Here is a 21,457-nt window from a genome sequence, read left to right as displayed (position 1 = left end):
ATGAGACGGCGGCTTCTCGCGGTCCTCGTCGCGGCCGTGCTGGCGGGCATCGGCTGCCTCGCGGTCGTCGCGTACGTGCGCGGCGCCGACCGGCGCGCCCTCGCCGGGCGGCAGGCCGTCTGGGTGCTCATCAGCACCCAGCGCATCCCGGCCGGTACCAGCGCGTCCGCCATCCGCGGCGGCAAGTACACGGAGCGGGTAGCGATGCCCGCCGACACGGTCCCCGCGACCGCGCTCGGCGAACTGGACACGCAGCTCGACACGCTCGTGCTCAGCGCCGACCTGCCGCCCAGCCAGCTGCTGCTGCGCGGCATGTTCGCCGAGTCCACCGAGGTGACCGGCGGCCTGCCCGTACCCGACGGCAAGCTGGCCGTCAGCGTGCAGATGACCGCCGCGGGCCGCGTCGCCGGCTACGTACGGCCCGGCTCCCGGGTCGCCGTGTTCAGCACCTTCACCATGCGCGAGGGGCGCGGCCGGGTGCCCGCGGGCGACGGCCTGAGCAGCGGCCACGACTACAACCAGGCCACCCGCGTGCTGCTGCCGCGAGTCGAGGTGATCGGGGTGGGCGAGCGCGGCGTGTCCGGCGCGGCCACCGCGGGCGACACCACGACTGCCGCATCGGACGGCTCCGGTGAATCCGGCTCCGGCTCCGCCGCCAAGGCCGGCGTCACCATGCTGGTCACGGTCGCGGTGAGTCAGCAGGAGGCCGAGAAGCTCGTGCACGTCTCGCTGACCGGAACGCTGTCGCTGGCGCTGCTGGACGACACCGCCACCGTCGAACCCGACGCCGGTATCGACAACAACACCCTCTTCCCGTGACGGCGCTGGTGACGACGATGACCATCTACTGTGACCCCTGCACCGCCTTCCCCGGCTCGGCGCCGGCCGCCTGCGCCGTACCGGACCCGGCGCAGCTTCCCGCCGTCCTGGCCGAGTGGCCCGACGCCCAGCTGGTCGTCCTCGGCGCCGGGGTGCCGCTCGACGAGGCCCTCGGGTTCGCCGCCCGCCAGCGCGTCGAACGGCCCGCGCTCGGCGTCGTGCTGCTGCGCGAGTACGTCGAGGTGGACGTGCTCGCCGAGGCGATGCGCGCCGGGATCCGCGAGGTGGTGCCCGCCGGTGACCCCGCCGCGGTCGACGCCGCGTGCGCCCGGTCCGTCGCGTTGTCGCGGCAGCTCACCGCCGCACCGGCGGCCGCGGGGGAGCAGTCGACCCAGGTGCTCACCGTGTTCGCGGGCAAGGGTGGGGTCGGCAAGAGCACCGTCGCGGCGAACCTGGCGGTGACCCTCGCCGACAACGGGCGCCGCCGGGTCTGCCTGGTCGACCTCGACCTGCAGTTCGGCGACGTCGGCATCATGCTCCAGCTGCCACCCGAGCGCAGCCTCGCCGACGCCGTCGGGATGGCCGGGCGGCTCGACGAGGACGGTGTGCGCTCGCTGATCACCCCGTACCGCGACGGCATCGATGTGCTGCTGGCGCCGTCCGGACCGGCCGAGGGCGACCAGGTCGGCCGGGAACTGGTCGCCGAGCTGCTCGGCGTGCTGGCGCCGATGTACGACTACGTCGTCGTGGACACCCCGCCGTACGTCAGCGACCAGGTCCTCGCGGCCCTCGACCGGACCGACTGGTTCGTGCTCGTGGTGACGCCGGACCTGCCCGCGCTCAAGAGCGTCCGGCTCACCCTCACCACGTTCGAGATGCTGCAGTACCCGGCCGAGCGCCGCCTCGTCCTGCTCAACCGCGCCAACTCCGAGGTGGGCCTGACCGTCGCGGACGTCGAGAAGGCGATCGGGCAGCCGACCTCGGTGCTGATGCCGTCCTCGCGCGACGTCCCCCTGTCGGTGAACCGCGGCATCCCCCTGGCGATCGAGCACCCCGGCCACCCGGTTGCGAAGGCGATGCGGGAGCTGGCCGCGAAGTGCGGCGCGCCGGAGAGCCGCGCCCGCCGCCACCGGGCCGGGCTGTTCGGCCGGAGGCACTGATGGGTCTCGCCGAACACCTCTCCCAGCGGACCCGCCCGGCCGAACCGGTCCGCGCCGAAGCGCGGCCCGCCGACCCGGGCGCGGACCGGCTGCGGCCCGCGGCCCGTCCCGGCCCGGACCCGATGTCCGAGGTACGGCTGCGCATCCAGCGCCGCCTGGCCGAACTGCTCGGCCCGAAACTGTACGACGAGATGGGCGCCGCCGAGGAGCTGGAACTGCAGGTGCGCCGCGCGGTCGCCGAGCTGCTGGCCGTCGAGGAAACCCCGCTGACCAGCGCCGACCGCGCCCGCATCACCCAGGAAGTCACCGACGAGATCCTCGGGCACGGGCCGATTGAGCCGCTGCTGCGCGACCCGTCGGTCAGCGAGGTGATGGTCAACGGCCCGCACCGCATCTACGTCGAACGCAGCGGCCGCCTCGAAGCCGTGGCCGCCGAGTTCGCCGACGAGGGCCACCTGCGCCGGGTCATCGACCGCATCGTGTCCCGCGTCGGGCGCCGCGTCGACGAGGCCAGCCCGATGGTCGACGCCCGCCTGCCCGACGGCAGCCGCGTCAACGCCATCGTGCCGCCCATCGCGCTGGACGGCTCGTCGCTGACCATCCGCAAGTTCTCCCGCGACCCGTTCACCGTCGACGACCTGATCACCTTCGGCACCCTCACCCGGCAGACCGCCGACCTGCTGCGCGCCTGCGTCCGCGGGCACCTGAACATCGTCGTCAGCGGCGGCACCGGCTCGGGCAAGACCACCACCCTCAACGTGCTGTCCGGCTTCGTGCCCACCGAGGAACGCATCGTCACCGTCGAGGACGCCGCCGAGCTGCAACTGCACCAGGAGCACGTGGTGCGCCTGGAGTCGCGGCCGGCGAACGTGGAGGGCCGCGGCGCCGTGACCACCCGCGACCTGGTCCGCAACGCGCTGCGGATGCGCCCCGACCGGATCGTCGTCGGCGAAGTCCGCGACGGCGCCGCCCTGGACATGCTGCAGGCGATGAACACCGGTCACGACGGGTCGCTGACCACCCTGCACGCCAACACCCCGCGCGACGCCCTGGCCCGCCTGGAGACCATGGTGCTGATGGCCGGCATGGACCTGCCGGTACGGGCGATCCGGGAGCAGGTCGCCTCGGCCGTACACCTGATCATCCAGGTCAGCCGCCTGAAGGACGGCAGCCGCCGGATCACCCACGTCACCGAGGTGGTCGGCATGGAGTCCGACGTGGTCACCCTGCAGGACCTGTTCCTGTTCGACTTCCGGGCCGGCACGGATGCCGCCGGGCGGTTCCAGGGCACGTTGCAGCCCACCGGCCTGCGACCCCGGTTCCTGGAGCACCTGGCCACGCACGGCGTCACCGTCGGCGTCGACGTCTTCCAGGCCGGTGGGCGATGACCCGGCGCCCCGCCATCGCCGCGTTCCTGGTGGCCCTGGCCGTGCTGCCGGCGGGCCCGGCCGCCGCAGCACCGGACGCCCGGGCGGGCATCGTGGTCACCGGTGTGCAGCCCTCGGCCGGCGCCGTCGAGTTCTTCCTGACCGGACGCCACCTGGGCTCGCTGGCGGACGCGGCCGTGAGCGTGACCGCCGATGGCGTCGCGCTGCCCACCCGGACCCACCAGGTCGCGTCGACGTCGGCCGGCGCGCCACCCCGGGGGGTCGTGCTGGTCCTCGACACGAGCGGATCCATGCGGGGCGCCCGCCTGACCGCCGCCCGCGCCGCCGCCCTCGACTACGCCACCGCGGCGCCACCCGAGGTCCAGCTGGGGCTGGTCGCCGTCGCGGAGAAGGCCACCGTCGCGCTCGCGCCGACCGCCGACCGGGCCGCGTTCGGCGCGGCGGTCTCCCGGCTGAGGGCCGCCGGGCACACCGCCCTGTACGACGGCATCGCCGCCGCCGAGGACCTGCTCGACGAACGCCGCCACTCCTCCGCCGCCGGGTTCGCCGAGCGGCGCATCGTGGTGCTGTCCGACGGCGCGGACACCTCCTCGCAACTCACCGCGGACCGGCTGCTGACCACGGTGTCCCGGGCCGAGGCGACGGTGGACGCGGTGGCCTTCGGCGACGGCGCGGACCCGAAACGCCTCGGCGACTTCGCGGCGGCCGGCAGCGGGCGGGTGCTCAGCGCGGCCGACGCCCCGGCGCTGCGCGCGGCGTTCCGGGGCATGGCCGAGAGCCTGTCGGCGCCGGTCCTGGTACGCGCCACCGTCCCGCCCGCACTGTCCGGCCGCACCACGGTGCTGCGGGTACAGGCCCGGATCGGTGCGCAGACCGTCGGCACCGACGTACCTGTGGCCTTCCGGGCCGACCCGGCCGCGGCCGCCGCGCCGCAGACGTTCCGGTTCGGCGGGTCGGAAGGACGAGGACCGGCCGTGACCATCATCGTGGTGGCCGTCGCGCTCTTCGGGGCGGCGCTGCTGGGCCTCGGCCCGCTGCTGGCCGGCGGCCCGATCCAGCGCCGGATCCGCGACCTGGAACGGTTCGCTCCCGCCCGCGGCGCCCGCCCGTCCGACGCGGACGGCAACGGCCTGGTCCGGGCCGCGCTGGCCGTGTCCGAACGGGCCGTGCGCCGCCCGGACCGGCGGCAGCGGCTGGAGCTGGCCCTCGACCGCGCGGGCAGCCCGCTGCGGGCCGCCGAGTGGCAGCTGATCCGGCTGGGCTGTGCGGCCGGCGGCGCGCTGGCCATGCTGGCGCTGCTGCCGTGGTGGTTCGCGCTGCCCGCGGGCGCGCTGACCGGCTGGCAGGGCGCCGCGCTGTACCTGCGCCTGCGCGCGTCCCGCCGCGCCCGTACGTTCGGCAACCAGCTGCCGGACGCGTTGCAGCTCCTGGTCGGGTCGTTGCGGTCCGGGTTCTCGCTGCCGCAGGGGCTGGACGCGCTGGTCCGCGACGGCGGCGAACCGATCGCCGGTGAGCTGGGCCGGGCGCTGGCCGAGACACGGCTGGGCGGCGACCTGGAGGAGGCCCTCGACCGCGTCGGCGAACGCAACGGCAGCCAGGACATGGCCTGGCTGGTCATGGCGATCCGGATCCAGCGGGAGGTGGGCGGCAACCTCTCCGAGACCCTGGAGACCGCCGTCGGCACCATGCGGGAACGCGGGCGGCTGCACCGGCACGTCCGCGCGCTCTCGGCCGAGGGCCGCCTGTCGGCGATGATCCTGCTCGGCATGCCGATCGTGCTGGGCGCCTGGATGTTCATCTTCCGGCGCGACTACCTGCGCCCGCTCTACACAGAGCCGCTGGGGCTGATGATGCTCGTCGGCTCCGTCGTCGGCGTGGTCATCGGCGCCCTCTGGCTGAAGAAGCTCGTCAAGGTGGAGGTGTGACCATGCCACCGTCCATGGTGCTGGGCCTCGGTCTGGTCGCGCTGATCGCAGCGGCCGTCGTGCTGGCGCTGGCCTTCGCCGACGCCCGCGACGGCGCCGGGGTCGCCCGGCTGCTGGACACGCTGCCCCGGCCCGCCGCCGCCACGTTCGTCGCACCCAGGGACCGGCCGTTCGCCGAGCGGCTCGGCGCGCCGCTGGCCCGCCGGCTGGGACGGCTCGGCACGCTGCTGACGCCGACCGGCGCCATCGCCCGCCTGCAGCGCCACCTCGACTACGCGGGCAACCCGCCGTCGATGTCGCTGGCCCGGCTGGTGCCGCTCAAGGGGGTCACCCTCGCGGTCGGCGCGCTGGTCGGGGGCGGGTTCGGTGGCCTGCTCGGCGCGGGTGGCGGTGCGCTGCTCGGCGGGGCGCTGGGCGCGGCGGGCGGCTTCTTCGGGCCCGACCTGATGGTCTACAACCTGGCGCTGAAACGGCAGAAGGAACTGCTGCTGTCCATGCCGGATGTGCTCGACACCCTGGTCATCAGCGTGGAGGCGGGCCTGGCGTTCGACGCGGCGATGGCACAGGTCGCCCAGCACGTCCGTACGCCGCTGGCGCGCGAGCTGCTGCGGGTGCTGCAGGAGATGCAGCTGGGCGTGAGCCGGGCCGCGGCGCTGCGGGCACTGGCCGAACGGACCACCGTGCCGGAACTGCGCACCTTCGTCACCGCGGTCGTCCAGGCGGGTGAGCTGGGCATCCCCATCGCCGGGGTGCTGCGCGAACACGCCCGCGAGATGCGCGTCAAACGCCGCCAGCGCGCCGAGGAACTGGCCCAGAAGGTGCCCATCAAAATCCTGTTCCCTGTGCTGTTCTGCCTGTTCCCGGCCCTGTTCGTGGTGATCCTCGGACCCGGCGTACTGCAGATCATCCACGCGTTCGCCCGCTGAGCGCACGACATCAACGACCCGGGTCCCGGGAGATCAGGAGAAGAGCACATGGCGAAGATACTGGTGATCGACGACGATCCGGCGATCTGCCGCCTGCTCATGGACGTCCTGGAGCTGGACGGCCACGAGGTGCACGTCGCCATCGACGGCGAACACGGCGTACAGGCGTACCTGGCCCTGCGGCCGGACTTCGTGGTGCTGGACGTCATGATGCCGCGCCTGGACGGCTACGGAGTGCTGCGGGCCATCCGCTCGCAGGAGGTGACGCGGGTGCCGGTGCTGCTGCTCACCGCGCTGCCCGACTCCGGGGCCCGCGGCCGGGCCAGCGGGGCGGACTACTTCCTGTCCAAGCCGTTCACCGCGGACGAGGTGCTGTACCTCATCGACGGCGTGGTCGGCCACGACACCGGAATGGCAGAGGTCCAGGCGGCCGTCGACTACGCGCGCGGCCAGGGCTTCTCGGGCCAACCATGAGATCAAGTTCTGCTCAAGTGCTCCCCGGCCACGCCGATGGTCTTGAACGCATCGGCGTCCGTGTTCTGCCGACGGGCCGATGGTGGGAACCGCTGATCAGCGAGGTGCGCATCTCATGAGACCGAACAACCCGGTGGGTCCCGCAACGTACACCGGCGCGAACCGGCGCGGACTCGCCCTCGCCGCGGCCGCCGTCCTGGCGCTGGCCGGTGTACCGGCCTCCGCCCCGGCGCAGGCCGCCGGGAAGTCCTGGCGCGAGGTCGTGGTGACCGGGGCGGACGCCGAGCAGGCTGCCCACGCCGTCGAGGCCGCCGGTGGGCGCGTCCTGGCCGCCCTGCCCGTCGTGGACGGCGTCGCGGCCCGGCTGCCGCAGGGCAGCTCACTCGGTCCCGAGTGGACGGTGGTCCCGCAGCGCGCGATCACCGTGGCAGCCGCGACCTCGGACGGCGCGGGCACGGCCACCACGGTGCGGCAGATGCTCGGCCTGCCCGCGAACGGAACCGAGGGGCGCGGGGTGACCGTCGCGGTCGTCGACACTGGCATCGCGAACGTTCCCGACCTCGCCGGCCGCGTGCGCAGCCACATCGACCTCACCGGCACCGGCGGCGGCGACGGGTACGGCCACGGCACCTTCATGGCGGGCCTGATCGCCGCGTCCGGCGCCGCGTCGGGTGGGGCGTACCGGGGCGTGGCGCCCGCCGCCGAGCTGGTCGACGTCAAGGTCGCCGACGCGCAGGGCCGCACCGACCTGGTCACCGTCCTGCGTGGACTGCAGTGGGTCAGCGACCACCGCAGGGACGTCCAGGTGCTCAACCTGTCGCTGTCGTCGCGCAGCCCGCTGCCGTACCAGCTCGACCCGCTGAACCGGGCACTGGAGTCGTTGTGGCGCGACGGCGTCACGGTGGTCGTGCCCGCGGGCAACGACGGACCGGACGCCGGCACGGTGACCTCACCCGGCAACGACCCGCTGCTGCTCACCACCGGCGGACTCGACGCGGCGGGCACCGCCGGCCGCGGCGACGACACGGTGGCGGCCTGGTCCGGCCGCGGCCCCACGTGGCAGGGCGACGCCAAGCCGGACCTGGTCGCCCCGGGCAGCCGGATCGTGAGCCTGCGCTCGCCGGGCAGCATCATCGACGCGGGCAACCCGCAGGCCCGGATCGGCGACGCCTACTTCCGCGGCTCGGGCACCTCCATGGCGACAGCCGTCACCTCCGGCGTGATCGCCGCGACGCTGGCGGTGCAGCCGAAGCTGACCCCCGACGCGGTGCGGAACCTGCTGGTCGGCAACACGTACGCGACTCCCGCGCTGACCGCCGCGGCGGGCGCCGGAGCGGGCGCCCTGGACGCCGGCCGGGTGCTGGCCGCGGCCCCAGACTGGCCCACCAGCAGGGCCCAGAAGCGCTTCGACGACGACACCGACACGCTGCGCCGCGACGCGAAGCGGTGGTCCGCGCTGGCCGTGGCGATCGCCGCCGGCGACCGGGCGGCGGCCACCCGGGAATGGAACGCGCTGACCCCGCCCTCACGGGACTGGGCCGCCCGGTCCTGGGCCGCGCTCGACCCCGCGGCCCGTGCCTGGGCTGCCCGCGCCTGGGCCGCGAACGGATGGACCGGCGCCGGCGACGACTGGGCGGCGCGCGCCTGGGCCGCCCGAGCCTGGGCCACCCGCGCGTGGGCGGACGACGACTGGGCGGCCCGAGCGCGCGCCTGGGCCGGCGTGGACTGGGCCGATATGGACTGGCCCGCGCGGGCCCGTGCCTGGGCCGACGCCGATTGGGCGGCGCGGGCCCGTGCCTGGGCCGACGCCGACTGGGCCGCGCGGGCACGGGCGTGGGCTGATGCCGACTGGGCCGCGCGGGCCCGTGCCTGGGCCGACGCCGACTGGGCGGCGCGCGCTCGGGCGTGGGCGGACGACGACTGGGCGGCCCGCTCCTGGGCCTGGCTGCCCCAGCCGTGAGCGCACCGGCGCGGCAGGGGGAGGCGGCCGACGAGCAGGGGACCGTCGGCCGCACGGGGATCACCCGGTCCGCGGCCGACGAGCAGGGGACCGTCGGCCGCACGGGGATCACCCGGTCCGCGGCCGCCGTGCGCGCCCGCGTCCGCGACCCGATCCTGCGGCGGGTGACCGCCGTCGGCCTGCTCGGCGTCATCCTGGCGGCGCTCGTCGTCGCGTTCGCGGGCGACCGGGAGGTCCTGCACGGCATCACGGTGCCCACCGCGGTGCTGCTGCCCGGCCTGGCGCTGCTCACCTGCCTGGCCGAGGTCACCGTCGTGCGGCTGCGCCACGGCGAGGCCGTGGAGGAACTGAGCCTGTACGAGGCCGCACTCGTCATCGACGTCCTGCTGCTGCCGCCGCGCGAGGCGCTGCTGGCCGCGGCGGCCGGACTAGTCGCGGCCAGCGTGGTGCAGCGGCGACCCCCGGTGAAGGCGGCCTTCAACCTGGGCACGTACACGGCGGCGGTGTCGGTGCTCATCCTCATCGTGCACCTGGCCGGTGGCTCACCCGGCACGGTGACACCCCGCGTCCTGGTCGCGGTCGTCGCCGGTACGTTCGCCTTCACCGCGGTGAACCTGTGCTGCCTCGCGCAGGTGCTCGGGCTCATCAACGGGCGCTCGCCGTGGGCCGTCGTCCGGGCCGAGGCGCGCCTGTCGGCGTACATGGCGCTGGGCACCGTCGCGACCGGGCTCACCACCACCGTGATCGCGTTGCACGCGCCGCTGCTGCTGCCGTTCATGGCGATGCCCGCGCTGGCCGTCACGTACGCGTACCGGGCCGCGGCCCGCGAGGCCGACGAGCGCGCCCGGTCGGCCTGCCTGCTGCGCCTGTCCCACGCACTGGCCGAACGCGAGGACGTGGAACGCCGGTTCCTGCTGCTGGTACGGGAGGCGTTCGACGCCGAACTGGCGCTGATCCTGCCGGCCGGGCAGGACCGGGCCCTGTCGGTCACCGCCGCCGAATCCACCGTGGTGCACCGTGGCGCCGCGCCGTCCTGGCTGGCCGGCGCCCGCGAAACCGACGGCCCGGCGCTGCTGACCGAGCACCTCGCCACCGGCCAGCGGCACGTGGTCGTGGTGCCGGTGGCGGCGGGCGGGCGCCGGTTCGGCACGGCGGCGTTCGCCCCCCGCGCCCGTACCCGGATGTCCACGGGCGACGTCACCCTGCTGGCCTCGCTGGCCAACGCGCTGGCGGTCTCGCTGCGCGGCGCGCAGCACCTGGACCGCCTGGTGGAGGAGACCAGCAAGCTGCAGGCGGTGGTGGAACAGTCCGCCGAGGGCATCATGGTGGTCGACGGCGACGCGCTCGTGCAGATGTGGAACCCCGCCCTGGAGGCGCTCACCCGGGTGCCGGCGGCCGAGGCGCTGGGCCGGCCGATGGCGCAGCTGTTCGACGTGCCCGCACCGCAGGAGCCCGGCGTGCTCCTGCCCGCCTCGCCCGGCGCGCCGAGGGCGGCGGCGGAGCTGACGATCCGGCGGCCGGACGGCGAGCAGCGCCGGATCCGGATGGCCCACTCGGCCACCTTCGCCGCCGACGGCCTGACCCGCGACGTCGTCGTCATCAGCGATCTCACCCGGGAGTACCGCACGGAGCGGCTGAAGTCCGACTTCATCGCCATGGTGTCGCACGAGCTGCGCACCCCGCTGACCCCGATCGTCGGGTACGTCGATCTGCTGCGCAAGCGCGGCGACCGGATGACCCCGCAGAAGCGCTCGGACGCGCTCGAACTGATCGGTGACCGCGCCGCGCACCTGTCCCGGCTGGTGGAGGACCTGCTGCTGGCGTCGCGCTTCGGTGACTCCGGCGACGAGATCGCGCTCGACGTCTCCGCCGCCAGCCACGATCTGCGGGCGCTGGTCGGCCAGGTCGGGCAGGACCTGGGCTCACCGCGCGTCGTCGTGACCGTGCCGGACGCGCCAGTCCCGGCGTACTGCGACGGCGGCCGTACCCTGCAGGTGCTGGCGAACCTGATCGGCAACGGGCTCAAGTACTCCGCGGCGGACGCCCCGGTGGAGGTCACCGTACGGTCCACCGCGCAGGCCGTGCACGTCGACGTGCGGGACCACGGGCGCGGCATCCCCGCCGACGAACTGGAGCTGGTGTTCGAGAAGTTCTACCGGGTCGAGGACCCGATGACCATGAGTACGAGCGGCACCGGCATCGGCCTGTTCCTGGCGCGGCGGCTGGCCCGGGCGATGGGCGGTGACGTCACCGTCGAGTCCACCCTGGACGTCGGCTCGGTCTTCACGCTCACGCTGGGTTTGCCCGTACAGATCAGAGCTTGAACGCGGACACCAGCGTGCGCAGCTCCTCGGCCATCGTGGCCAGGTCGGTGGCCGCGCTCTGGGAGCGGTTGACCCCCTCGGCGGTGGAGTTCGCCGCGGCCGCGACGTCGGCGATGGTGGCGCTGATCTCCTCGCTGGCGGTCGACGCGTCGGTGACGTTGCGGCCCATCTCGGCGGTGGTCTCGGCCTGCTGCTGGACGGCGGCCGTGATGAGGTTCTGATATCCGCTGATCCGGCGGATGATCGTCGCGATCTCCTCGATGGCGGCGACGGCACCGGCGGTGTCGGTCTGGATGACCTGGACCCGTTCGGTGATGTCCTGGGTGGCCCGGGCGGTCTCCTGCGCGAGATCCTTCACCTCGCCGGCCACGACCGCGAAGCCCTTGCCGGCCTCACCGGCGCGGGCCGCCTCGATCGTCGCGTTGAGCGCCAGCAGGTTGGTCTGCTCGGCGATGGTGGTGATCGCGTTGACGACCGTGCCGATCTCGGTGGACGACGCGCCCAGCCGGGTGACGGTGGCGGTGGTGGCCTCGGCGGCCGCGACCGCCTCGACGACCACGGCGGCGGCCTCGGCCGCGTTGGTGGAGATCTCCACGATGGACTCGTCCACCTGGGCGCTGCCGACGGTGACGGTGTGCACGTTGGCCGACACCTGCGTGGCGCTGCGCGCGACCCCCTCGGCCTGGCTGCTGGTCTGCGCCGCGATCGCGGCGATCTGCGTCGCGGTCGCCGTGAGGTCGGTGGAGGCGTCGGACATGTGCTCGGCGTGCCCGGACAGCGCGCCCACGGTCTCCCGCAGCGCGGAGGTCGTGTCGTTGAGCGCGTTCCCCAGCTCGGCCAGTTCGTCCCGGCCGGCCACGTCGGCGCGGACGGTGAGGTCACCGGCGGCGAGGCCGCGCAGCGCCTGCACGACGACCCGCAGCGGGCGCACCACCGACCGGGTCGTGGCCACACTGAGCGCCGCCGCGGCCAGCAGCGCGACGACCAGCGCGGCGCCCAGCACGGCGATGCTGTTGCGGCGCATGCTGGCCATGTACGCCCGCTCACTGGCCATCCGTGCGTTGAGGTCCTTGTCCATCGCGTCGATGGTGCCCGAGATCCGCGAGTAGACGTCGTGGGTGGTGCCCTCGTTGAAGCTCGCCTTGGCCGCGATGATGCCCGAGTGCGTGTCCCGCTGGATGGCCTGCAGCAGCGCGTCGTCCTCGGCGAAGTAGGCGTCCCACCCGGACTTCAGCTTGCCCCACAGGTCGCGTTCCGTGGCCGTCATGGCGTCGGCGGCGCCCTGCTTCAGCAGGGCGTAGACGCCCGCCTTGGCTTCCAGCAGACCCTGGCGGTTGTACCCGCCCGGACCGGTCGCAGCCGTGAAGCCGTCGGTGGCGACGTCCACGATCACCAGGCCCTGCCAGCCGCTGACGTCGGCCAGTTGCAGGCGCGCGGCGGCGGCGTCGTCACGGACCTCGACCAGGTCGGCGAAGCGCTGCTGCGCGTCGCTGGTCTTCTCCAGGCCCCACCCGCCGGCCACCGAGGCCACGATGATCAGCGCGGCGACCATCGCGAACGCCGCTCCCATACGTACACCCACACGCAGGTTTGCGATGCGCATTTCGAGGCCTCCAGGCGCCATTGCCGAACAGAGCATGTGTCCGATCGGCGGTCGGAGCGGGCGGGGCGAGGCCCCATGACGGAAGTCACGGTGTGCTCTGGCGCACGTACGCATTGACGAATTAACATGTTTGAAATCTTTTCGCGTTCGTGTGGTCGGAAGGAAGCTTCCATGCGCCGACGCCCCGTCCCCGTCAAAGCCCTGCTCGCCGCCACCCTCCTCGCCACGGCCGGGCTCACCCCCGCCATCCCCGCCCCGGCCGCCGCTGCGGCCGCGACCCCCGCCGACTACTGCCTCGGCGAATGTTCGGACATCTTGCCTCCGGGCGAGAACGGCGACGCCGACCTGGTACAAATCCTCGCGTACCAGACGCTCGGTATCAGACCGCCGCACTCCGCCGACCAGCTGGGTCTGTACGCCTCGCTGGCCTCCCGCTACACCGGGCTGACCAGCCAGCAGATCAGCACGTTCTTCAACGACAGCTCGTTCGGTGTGCCCAGCACCGACGTGGCCAGCACCATCTCGCCCCGTGCCGACGTCACGATCGTGCGGGACAAGTCCTTCGGCATCCCGCACGTGACCGGCACCACCCGCTCCGGCACGATGTTCGGCGCCGGCTACGCGGGCGCCCAGGACCGGCTCTTCCTGATGGACCTGATGCGCCACGTCGGACGGGGCCAGCTGACCTCGTTCGCGGGCGGCGCCGAGGGCAACCGGTCCCTCGAACAGAGCCTGTGGCGCAGCGCCCCGTACACGGAGGCGGACCGGCAGGCCCAGATCGACGCGCTGCGGGCCAGCGGCCCGCGCGGCGCCCAGCTCTACGACGACGTCCAGGCGTACGTCGCGGGGATCAACAAGTACATCGCCGACTGCATGGGCGCCAGGGACTGCCCCGGCGAGTACGTGCTCACCGGCCACCTCGACGCGATCACCAACAAGGGTGGCCCCGAGCCGTTCGTCGTCACCGACCTCGTCTCCATCACGGGCGTGATCGGCGGCCTGTTCGGCGGCGGTGGCGGCGGCGAGATGCAGTCGGCGCTGGTCCGGGTCGCCGCCCGGGCGAAGTACGGCAACGAGATCGGCGACCGGGTGTGGACGCAGTTCCGCACCCAGAACGACCCCGAGACCACCCTCACCCTCCACGACGGACAGACCTTCCCGTACGGCGTGGCCGACCCGAACGCCGCCGGTGTCGCCATGCCCGACAACGGCACGGCGAAGCTCGTCCCGATGGTGTTCGACCAGACCGGATCCGCCGGGCGGCGCTCCACCGCCAAGAGCACCATCGCCGACTCCCTCGGCAAGCTGACCCTCACCGGCGCCCATCGCGGCATGTCCAACGCCGCCGTCGTCTCGGCCGCCCACTCCGCGACCGGGCATCCGGTGGCGGTCTTCGGCCCGCAGACCGCCTACTTCGCGCCGCAGCTGCTCATGGTGCAGGAGCTGCAGGGGCCGGGGATCAGCAGCCGCGGCGTCGCGTTCGCCGGGCTGAACCTCTACACGCTGCTCGGCCGCGGACCGGACTACGCGTGGAGCGCCACGTCGGCCGGTCAGGACATCACCGACACCTTCGCCGTACGGCTGTGCGAGCCGGGCGGCGGCACCCCGACGGTCGACTCGACGAACTACCTGTTCCACGGGCAGTGCCTGCCGATGCAGGCGGTCAGCCAGGTCAACTCGTGGAAGCCGACCACGGCCGACCCGACCCCCGAGGGCTCCTACCGGCTGACCGTCCTGCGCACCAACTACGGGCTGGTCAGCTGGCGCGGGCTGGTCGGCGGGCAACCGGTGGCGTTCACCAGCCTGCGCTCCACGTACCGGCACGAGGTCGACTCGGCGATCGGGTTCCAGATGTTCAACGAGCCGGACCAGATGGGCGGCCCGGCCGGGTTCACCGCCGCAACCTCGAACATCGCGTTCTCGTTCAACTGGTTCTACGTCAACTCCACCGACTCGGCGTACTTCGCCTCGGGCTCCCAGCCCGTACGCGCCCCCGCCGCCGATCCGAACCTGCCCACCTGGGGCGACCCGGCGTACGAGTGGGCGGGCTGGAACCCCGCCACCAACACCGCGACCTACGAGCCGGCCTCGGCCCACCCCCAGGCCGTCAACCAGGACTACTTCGTCAGCTGGAACAACAAGCAGGCGGCCGGATACTCGGCGGCCGACGGCAACTTCAGCTTCGGCTCCGTGCAGCGCGCCGACCTGCTCGACCGGCCCATCAAGGCGGCCGTCGCCGCCGGGCAGAAGATCGACAGGGCCGGGCTGGTGAAGATCGTCGAGTCCGCCGCCACGACCGACCTGCGCGGCAAGGAGGTGCTCGGCGACCTGCTGAAGGTGATCGACACCGCCCCGGTCACCGATCCCGCCCAGGCCGCCGCGCTCGCCGAGCTGCGCACCTGGTACGCCGCCGGGTCGCACCGGGAGGAGACCACGCCCGGCAGCAAGGTGTACCGCGACGCCGACGCCATCCGCATCTTCGACGCGTGGTGGCCGAAGCTGGCCACCGCCCAGTTCGCCGGGGTCGGCGACGACCTGTTCAAGGCCCTGGTCAACGCCCTGCAGATCAACGAGTCCCCGTCCGGCGCGCAGACCGGCTCCGGCTCCGACCTGCCGGGCTCGGCCAACGAGAACCAACCCCACAAGGGCTCGTCCTTCCAGTACGGCTGGTGGGGCTGGGTCGACAAGGACCTGCGCGCCACCCTCGGCGAGGCGGTGCCGAACTGGCCGCGTACCTGGTGCGGCGGCGGCGCGGTCGGTGCCTGCCGGACGGCGCTGCTGACCAGCCTCACCGCGGCCCTGGCCGAGCCCGCCACCACCACGTATCCGGGTGACTCCGGTGGCTGCGCGGCGGGGGACCAGTGGTGCGCCGACACCATCGTGCAGTCCCCGCTGGGCGGGATCGCACACGAGCGGATCACCTGGCAGAACCGGCCCACGTACCAGCAGGTGATCTCGTTCCCGGCGCGGCGCGGCGACGACATCGGCAACCGGGCGTCCGGCGCGGCGGCCACCGTCTCCAGCACCCAGCTGGGGCACCCGGCGTCGCACGCGGTCGACGGCAACGATTCCACCCGCTGGGCCAGTTCCTGGTCGGACAACCAGTGGCTGCGGCTCGACCTGCGCTCGACCACCCCGGTCGGGCGGGTGACGATCCGGTGGGAGACCGCGTACGCGAGCGCGTACCGGGTGGAGGTGTCCACGGACGGCACCACCTGGCGGCAGGTCGCGGCCGTCGACGACAGCAACGGCGGGGTCGACACCGTGGTGTTCCCCGCGGTTAACGCCCGCTACCTGCGCCTCGACTGCGACCGCCGGGCCACCTCCTACGGCTTCTCTGTCTACGAGCTCCAGGCGTACGCGAAATGAGCGATGGCCCGGTCCGTAGCCGGGCCATCGCATTGCCCCCGTGACCGCCCGCCGCCTGGCATGCTGCAGTCATGCAGAGCGTGTACGAGGCTGCGGGCGGCGACGCGGGACTGCTCCGGCTGGCCGAGGCGTGGCACACCCGGGTGATGGCCGACGAGGTGGTCGGCCATGCGTTCAGCCACGGCTTCCATCCGCAGCACACCGAGCGTCTCGCCGCGTACTGGGGCGAGGCGCTCGGCGGGCCCACCACCTACACGGACCGCTACGGCGACGAGACCTCGGTCGTCCGGGCGCACAGTGGCAACGGCGTACACGAGGAGATGGACCGCCGGGCGATCGCCTGTTTCGACCGGGCCCTCGCCGACGCGGGCCTCACCGCCGAACCGCTGCGGGGGGTCCTGCACGACTACTTCGCCCGGACCACCGACACGATCGCCCGCTTCCCCGAATCCGCCGACGACGTCCCCGCCGGCCTGAGCATCGTCCGGTGGTCGTGGGACGGCCCTACCGGACCGACCGGATCCGGGTGACCAGCACCGAACCCAGCACCGTCATCGCGGCGGCCCCCAGATACAGCGCCGGGTAGCCGCCCAGGTGATCGACCAGCACGACCGCCAGCACCGGGCCGAGTACCTGGGGCGCCGAGTTGGCGATGTTGATGATCCCCAGATCGCGGGCCCGGTCCCTGGCGCTCGGCAGGACCTGGGTGATCAGTGCCTGGTCGACGGAGAGGTAGACGCCGAAGCCGAGGCCGAGCACGACCGCGGCGACCAGCGCCCCGGCCCACGTCGGCCAGCACGCCAGCAGCGCCGTGGCCGCCGCCATCACGTACCCCGACACGATGACCGACGGTTTGCGGCGCCCGGTGCGGTCCGACAGCCACCCGCCGGTGACCACCGTGGCCAGCGTCGCCGCGGTGTAGACCACGATGAGCAGCGCCAGGCCGTCGTCGGCGCTGTGCCCCGGGAACAGCTGCTCGAAATGCACCTGGTCGCGCAGGAAGTACAGCAGGTACAGCGTCGCCATGGCGTTGCCCAGCTGCACCAGGAACCGGGTGGCCCACGCCCACGCGAAGTCGGCGTTGCGGGCCGCCGGCGCAATCCGAGAGACCTCGCGCATGCGCCGGGCCGGGCTTGGCGAGGACGCGCCGGGACCCGGCGGGTCGGGCATGGTCAGCGCGAACGGCGCGACGGCCAGCACCACCGCCACGCCCGTCAGCACGTACCCGGCGGCTCCGCCGACGGACGCCGCCAGCAGCACCGCGACCACCACGCCCGCCGACTGGGTCAGCCCGACCCAGCCCGACACCAGGCCGCGCTGCGGCACCGGCACCTGGTCGGGGACCACGGCGGTGAGACCGGCCTGCAGCGCGTTGAGCCCGGCCTGCGCGACACACCAGGCCACCACCACCCCGGCCAGGTCGTGCTGGACGGCCAGCAGTGCGAGCCCGGCGCAACCCACCAGCGCGCCACCGGCGATCCAGGTGCGGCGGCGTCCCGTACGGGCCGTGGTCGCGTCGGACAGCGCACCGGCCAGCGGGCCGACCACGACGGCGACCAGCGCGCCGACCCCGGTGACCACGCCGAGCGCGGTGGCCTTGCCATCCCCGGCCAGCTCCTGCACCCGATTGGGCAGCAGCACCTGCAGTGGCCCGAAGTAGCCCAGCCACAGCCCCAGATTGGCCAGCGACAACAGCCCGATCCACCGGGCACCCACCCGTGTGGTGAGTGCCGTGTCGGCCCGCGTCACCGGCGGTCGGCCAGTGCCGCGCGCAGCCAGGTGAAGGAGTCCTTCGGGGTACGTCGCTGGGTGTCGTAGTCGACCCGGACCAGCCCGAACCGTTGCGCGTACCCCTCGGCCCACTCGAAGTTGTCCAGCAGCGACCAGACGAAGTACCCGCGCACGTCCACCCCGTCGGTGATCGCCCGGTGCAGCGCCCGCAGATGCCCGTCCAGGTACGTGATCCGCGCCGTGTCCCGGACCCGGCCGCCCGGTTCCACCCCGTCCTCGGTGGAGCAACCGTTCTCCGTGACCCAGATCGGCGGCAGGGTGCGGCCGTACCGCTCGCGCAGGCCGGTGAGGATCCCGTGCAGGCCGTCCGGGACCACCGGCCAGCCGAACGCCGTGGTGGGCGCGCCCTCGACCGGGAGCATGCGGAACGGCAGCGGGTCGTCCGCGCCGGGCGCGCCGACGCGGGTGGGGAAGTAGTAGTTCACCCCCAGCCCGTCCAGCGGGCTGCTGATGATCTCCAGGTCGCCGTCGCGGACCCCGGCGTCCAAGCCGGGCGGGTACTGGCCGGTGAGGATCGGGTCGAGGAACAGCCGGTTGTGGAACGCGTCGTAGACGGCCGCCGCGACCTGGTCCGCCTCGTCGTCGGAGGCCGGGACGACAGGGGTGAGATTGTTGGTGATCATCACTTCGCCCGCGCCGGCCGCCCGCAGGGCGCGCACCGCCATCCCGTGCCCCAGCAGCTGGTGGTGCGCCACCGGCAGGGCCGCCAGCATGAGTTCGCGGCCGGGGGCGTGGACGCCGAACGCGTACCCCTGGGCCAGGTGCACGAGGGGCTCGTTGAGGGTGATCCACCGGCGTACCCGGTCGCCGAGCCGCCCCGCCACCAGCGCCGCGTACTCGGCGAACCGCTCGGCGGTGTCCCGGGCGAGCCACCCGCCGCGGTCCTCCAGCGCCTGCGGCAGATCCCAGTGGTACAGCGTCGGCAGGGCCTCGATGCCGCGCGCCAGCATGCCGTCGACCAGGCGGTCGTAGAAGTCGAGACCCTTCGCGTTCGGTGCGCCGGTGCCGTCCGGCTGGACGCGCGGCCAGGCGATCGAGAACCGGTACGCGTCCGCGCCGAGCAGCGCCACCAGGTCGAGGTCCTCGGCCCAGCGGTGGTAGTGGTCGCAGGCCACGTCCCCGGTGTCGCCGTCGCGGGTGCGCCCGGCGGTGTGGCTGAAGGTGTCCCAGATCGAGCGGCCGCGCCCGTCCTCGTCGGCCGCACCCTCGATCTGATACGCGGCGGTCGCGACGCCGAACCGGAAGCCGGCGGGAAACGGGGGCAGCGGATCCATCGACGAACCTCCCGAGTGAGTGCAGCTCACGTTAGCGGCGGGTGGGCCGCTCGGGAAGGCCGTGCGAAGGGCCCGCTCAATGGGGCCGAAGGACCCTCACCCCGGGGTCGCCCGGCGGCCGAGGCTCGGCATGTGGGACCCGGGGGGATCGGGGGGAATCATGAACACCACGGCTACCGGCCCGGCGAATGACGCGGTCGAGACGCTCACGCTGCCCGCCCGCACCGTCATGGGCATGCGGGAGCACGTCGCGGCGGCGGAGCTGCCCGACTTCTTCGCTCGTGCGATTCCGGCCGTCACCCGGGAACTCGCCCACTGCGGCGCCGTCCCGGCGGGACCGCCGGTCGCGGTGTACAGCCACGAGGTCGAACGCGCGTTCGACGTGACGGTGGGCTTCCCGGTCGCGGGGGGAACCACGGCGACCGGCGGCCTGGTCGCGGAGGAACTGCCGGCCGGGCGGGCGGTCAGCGCCGAACACCTCGGCTCGTACGAGACGCTGCCCGACGCGTACGCGGCCCTCGGCCGGTGGTTCGGTGACCACGCGCTGAACCCGCCGGAGATCATGTGGGAGGAGTACCTGGTCGGGCCGGGAACGGCCGGCGAGTCGGGCTACCGGACCCGGATCGTCTGCCCGCTCGGCTGAGGCTCAGGGCGAGGCTCAGGACGAGCCCGGGCGCCTCCCCGAGCTCACCAGCTCCCGATCATCGAAGGTGAACGACACCGCGGAGATCACCTCGACCACGCCGGGAAGCTGATAGATCAGCCGCGCGACGAGGTCGGCGGCCGACCAGCGGTCGACCCGGCCCGCCAGCGTGACGATTCCGTCGAGCACGGTCACCGAGATCGTGGCGGCGTCATCGGCCAGGAACGGGTGCAGCACGCCGGTCTCGACATCCCGCAGGATCTCCTCGTCCGGTCGCAGATGCACCTTCAGCAGGTCGCCACGGGACACGACACCCACCAGCCGGCCGAGGTCGTCGACGACAGGCAGGCGCTTGACGCCGCTGCGCTCCATGATGCGGGCCGCCGCCGGTATCGAGGTGCGCTGCACGACGACGACGGCGGGGCTGCTCATCAGGTCGCCGGCCGTGCGCGCCGTCGCCTTGGCCCGCTCCCGGCGCCGGCGCCGGCCCTCCAGCAACCCGGAGTTCCCCTCGCCGACGTACTCGATCTTGCGGAGCAGGTCGGCCTCGGAGACGACGCCGGTCACCCGCTCGAACGCGTCGACCACCGGTACGGCGCTCACGCGGTGCTCCATCAGCAGACTCACCACCCGCCGGTAGGAGTCGGCCTCGGTCACGAAGACAGCGGGCTTGGTCATGACGTGGCTGACGGTCCAGTCCTTCATCACGGTGCCTTCCTGTCGGCCTCCGGTACCGACGCTAGACCCGGGCGGCGGACGCCGGGCGGGTCCGGGGAATTTGGTATCCGGCCGCGGTCACGCGTCGGCGGGGGAGTCCGCGCGGACCACCATCGTCGGGCAGGCGCTTTGGTACATGGTGTGCTGGCTGACGGATCCCAGCAGCAGACCGGCGAAGCCGCCCCGGCCGCGGGCCCCGACGACCAGCAACTGCGCTCGCCGTGACCAGTCGATGAGGTGCTCCCGCGCCGGGCCGTGCACCGCCTTCTGCGTGATGTGGACGTCGGGGTGGTCCCCGGCCACGGCGGCGACCGCCTCGGCCAGCAGCAGCCGTTCCTCGGCCTCCACGGTGTCGGGCTCGTAGACGAGGGGAAGCATGTCGCCCGGCCCGGTGGACGCCGGGCCGGTCCACGCGTGCAGCGCGACGAGATCGCAGCGGCGCAGCTCGGCGGCCGCCGCGGCGGCCCGCAGCGCACGCATCGAGATCGGCGAGCCGTCCACCCCGACGACGACCGGGCCGTCCGGCCGCGCCTGCCCGCGGACCACGAGCACCGGGCACGCCGCGTGGGTCACCGTCTGCACCGCCACGGAACCGAGCAGCAGCCCGGAGATCGGCCCGAGCCCCCGGTCGCCGAGCACGATCAGCTCGGCGGTCCCGGCCTCGCGGAGCAGAACCTGCGCGGCCGTACCGTCGAGGATCGCCGCAGTCACCGTGACCTCGGGGGCTGCCTTGCCCGCCTGCTCCGTGGCGTCCGCGAGGAGTACCTCCGCGTGCTGCCGCATGTCCTCGGCGGGCAGGGGAATCGCGCCCGGCACCGCGGCCGCGGGCAGGAGCGGCCAGGCGAAGGCATGCACGATGCGCAGCGGCCGGTGACGCGATACGGCTTCGACGGCGGCGTACCGCACCGCCTCCAGACTGGAGTCGGAGCCGTCCACGCCGACGACGACGGGTGCGCCTGACGATGTACTCATCGGGGGGTTCCTTCGGGGTTGCGTACCGGGCGGGTTCCTCTCCAGCGTCGCCGCCCGATACGGTCGGACGGCAGGGTCGTTGGTCCCGGCGACCGCGGGACCGCGGACCCCG

General features: G+C 73.6%; 17 protein-coding genes. 12 read left to right on the top strand and 5 right to left on the bottom strand.

Annotated features, from left to right (window positions below; translation table 11 throughout):
• From ACMCNN_RS16200 to ACMCNN_RS16165, 8 genes are all read left to right on the top strand, one after another.
• A complete protein-coding gene (locus ACMCNN_RS16200; RefSeq protein WP_412741327.1) occupies positions 1–819 on the top strand; it encodes an RcpC/CpaB family pilus assembly protein in 819 nt (272 codons plus the stop codon).
• Positions 816–1,979: an AAA family ATPase gene (locus tag ACMCNN_RS16195; protein ID WP_412741326.1), complete on the top strand. Its 1,164-nt coding sequence runs from the start codon at positions 816–818 to the stop codon at positions 1,977–1,979. Before ACMCNN_RS16200 ends, ACMCNN_RS16195 begins: the two co-directional genes overlap by 4 nt.
• Positions 1,979–3,367 carry a CpaF family protein gene (locus tag ACMCNN_RS16190; protein WP_412741325.1) on the top strand — a complete coding sequence of 463 codons (1,389 nt, stop codon included), beginning with the start codon at positions 1,979–1,981 and terminating at the stop codon, positions 3,365–3,367. The genes ACMCNN_RS16195 and ACMCNN_RS16190 overlap by 1 nt, the downstream gene beginning before the upstream one ends.
• A complete protein-coding gene (locus ACMCNN_RS16185) occupies positions 3,364–5,292 on the top strand; it encodes a VWA domain-containing protein (protein ID WP_412741324.1) in 1,929 nt (642 codons plus the stop codon). Before ACMCNN_RS16190 ends, ACMCNN_RS16185 begins: the two co-directional genes overlap by 4 nt.
• Positions 5,293–5,294: 2 nt before the next feature.
• On the top strand, positions 5,295–6,218 hold the full coding sequence (locus ACMCNN_RS16180; protein WP_412747188.1) for a type II secretion system F family protein: 924 nt from the start codon (positions 5,295–5,297) through the stop codon (positions 6,216–6,218).
• A gap of 48 nt (positions 6,219–6,266) precedes the next feature.
• A complete protein-coding gene (locus ACMCNN_RS16175) occupies positions 6,267–6,692 on the top strand; it encodes a response regulator transcription factor (RefSeq protein WP_412741323.1) in 426 nt (141 codons plus the stop codon).
• A gap of 115 nt (positions 6,693–6,807) precedes the next feature.
• Positions 6,808–8,652 (top strand): S8 family serine peptidase, encoded by a 1,845-nt coding sequence (locus ACMCNN_RS16170; protein ID WP_412741322.1) that lies wholly within the window; start codon positions 6,808–6,810, stop codon positions 8,650–8,652.
• A complete protein-coding gene (locus ACMCNN_RS16165) occupies positions 8,649–10,976 on the top strand; it encodes a sensor histidine kinase (protein ID WP_412741321.1) in 2,328 nt (775 codons plus the stop codon). Before ACMCNN_RS16170 ends, ACMCNN_RS16165 begins: the two co-directional genes overlap by 4 nt.
• Here the strand turns inward: ACMCNN_RS16165 and ACMCNN_RS16160 are convergent.
• Entirely contained in the window at positions 10,966–12,546 is a 1,581-nt protein-coding gene (locus tag ACMCNN_RS16160) for a methyl-accepting chemotaxis protein (protein WP_412741320.1), read from the bottom strand. The genes ACMCNN_RS16165 and ACMCNN_RS16160 overlap by 11 nt on opposite strands.
• 523 nt (positions 12,547–13,069) lie before the next feature.
• Between ACMCNN_RS16160 and ACMCNN_RS16155 the strand changes: the two genes are divergently transcribed.
• The 3 genes from ACMCNN_RS16155 to ACMCNN_RS16145 all read left to right on the top strand — a co-directional run bounded on the left by ACMCNN_RS16155 (position 13,070) and on the right by ACMCNN_RS16145 (position 16,478).
• Positions 13,070–13,159, top strand: a complete 90-nt coding sequence (locus tag ACMCNN_RS16155; RefSeq protein WP_412741319.1) for a hypothetical protein — start codon at positions 13,070–13,072, stop codon at positions 13,157–13,159.
• Complete coding sequence (locus ACMCNN_RS16150; RefSeq protein WP_412741318.1) at positions 13,126–15,948, top strand: penicillin acylase family protein; 2,823 nt, start codon at positions 13,126–13,128, stop codon at positions 15,946–15,948. The genes ACMCNN_RS16155 and ACMCNN_RS16150 overlap by 34 nt, the downstream gene beginning before the upstream one ends.
• Before the next feature lie 71 nt (positions 15,949–16,019).
• Positions 16,020–16,478, top strand: coding sequence for a group II truncated hemoglobin (locus ACMCNN_RS16145; RefSeq protein ID WP_412741317.1), 459 nt, complete (start codon positions 16,020–16,022; stop codon positions 16,476–16,478).
• Here the strand turns inward: ACMCNN_RS16145 and ACMCNN_RS16140 are convergent.
• Complete coding sequence (locus ACMCNN_RS16140; protein ID WP_412741316.1) at positions 16,453–17,697, bottom strand: MFS transporter; 1,245 nt, start codon at positions 17,695–17,697, stop codon at positions 16,453–16,455. The genes ACMCNN_RS16145 and ACMCNN_RS16140 overlap by 26 nt on opposite strands.
• On the bottom strand, positions 17,694–19,013 hold the full coding sequence (locus ACMCNN_RS16135; RefSeq protein ID WP_412741315.1) for a GH1 family beta-glucosidase: 1,320 nt from the start codon (positions 19,011–19,013) through the stop codon (positions 17,694–17,696). Before ACMCNN_RS16135 ends, ACMCNN_RS16140 begins: the two co-directional genes overlap by 4 nt.
• A gap of 160 nt (positions 19,014–19,173) precedes the next feature.
• Here ACMCNN_RS16135 and ACMCNN_RS16130 point away from each other — a divergent pair, with 160 nt between their 5' ends.
• Positions 19,174–19,656 carry a GyrI-like domain-containing protein gene (locus ACMCNN_RS16130; RefSeq protein ID WP_412741314.1) on the top strand — a complete coding sequence of 161 codons (483 nt, stop codon included), beginning with the start codon at positions 19,174–19,176 and terminating at the stop codon, positions 19,654–19,656.
• A gap of 15 nt (positions 19,657–19,671) precedes the next feature.
• On the opposite strand, the gene ACMCNN_RS16125 is transcribed toward ACMCNN_RS16130, so the two are convergent.
• Both ACMCNN_RS16125 and ACMCNN_RS16120 read right to left on the bottom strand, forming a co-directional pair.
• The gene (locus ACMCNN_RS16125; RefSeq protein ID WP_412741313.1) at positions 19,672–20,361 is read right to left on the bottom strand and encodes a CBS domain-containing protein; all 690 of its coding nucleotides are present in this window, start codon (positions 20,359–20,361) and stop codon (positions 19,672–19,674) included.
• A gap of 90 nt (positions 20,362–20,451) precedes the next feature.
• The gene (locus ACMCNN_RS16120) at positions 20,452–21,345 is read right to left on the bottom strand and encodes a universal stress protein (protein ID WP_412741312.1); all 894 of its coding nucleotides are present in this window, start codon (positions 21,343–21,345) and stop codon (positions 20,452–20,454) included.
• Between the last annotated feature and the right edge of the window lie 112 nt (positions 21,346–21,457).

The organism is Krasilnikovia sp. MM14-A1004 (assembly GCF_047159485.1).
Lineage (GTDB): Bacteria > Actinomycetota > Actinomycetes > Mycobacteriales > Micromonosporaceae > Actinoplanes.
The sequence above is the reverse complement of the archived record's forward strand: the minus strand, read 5'-3'. Positions and strand labels throughout refer to the sequence as shown.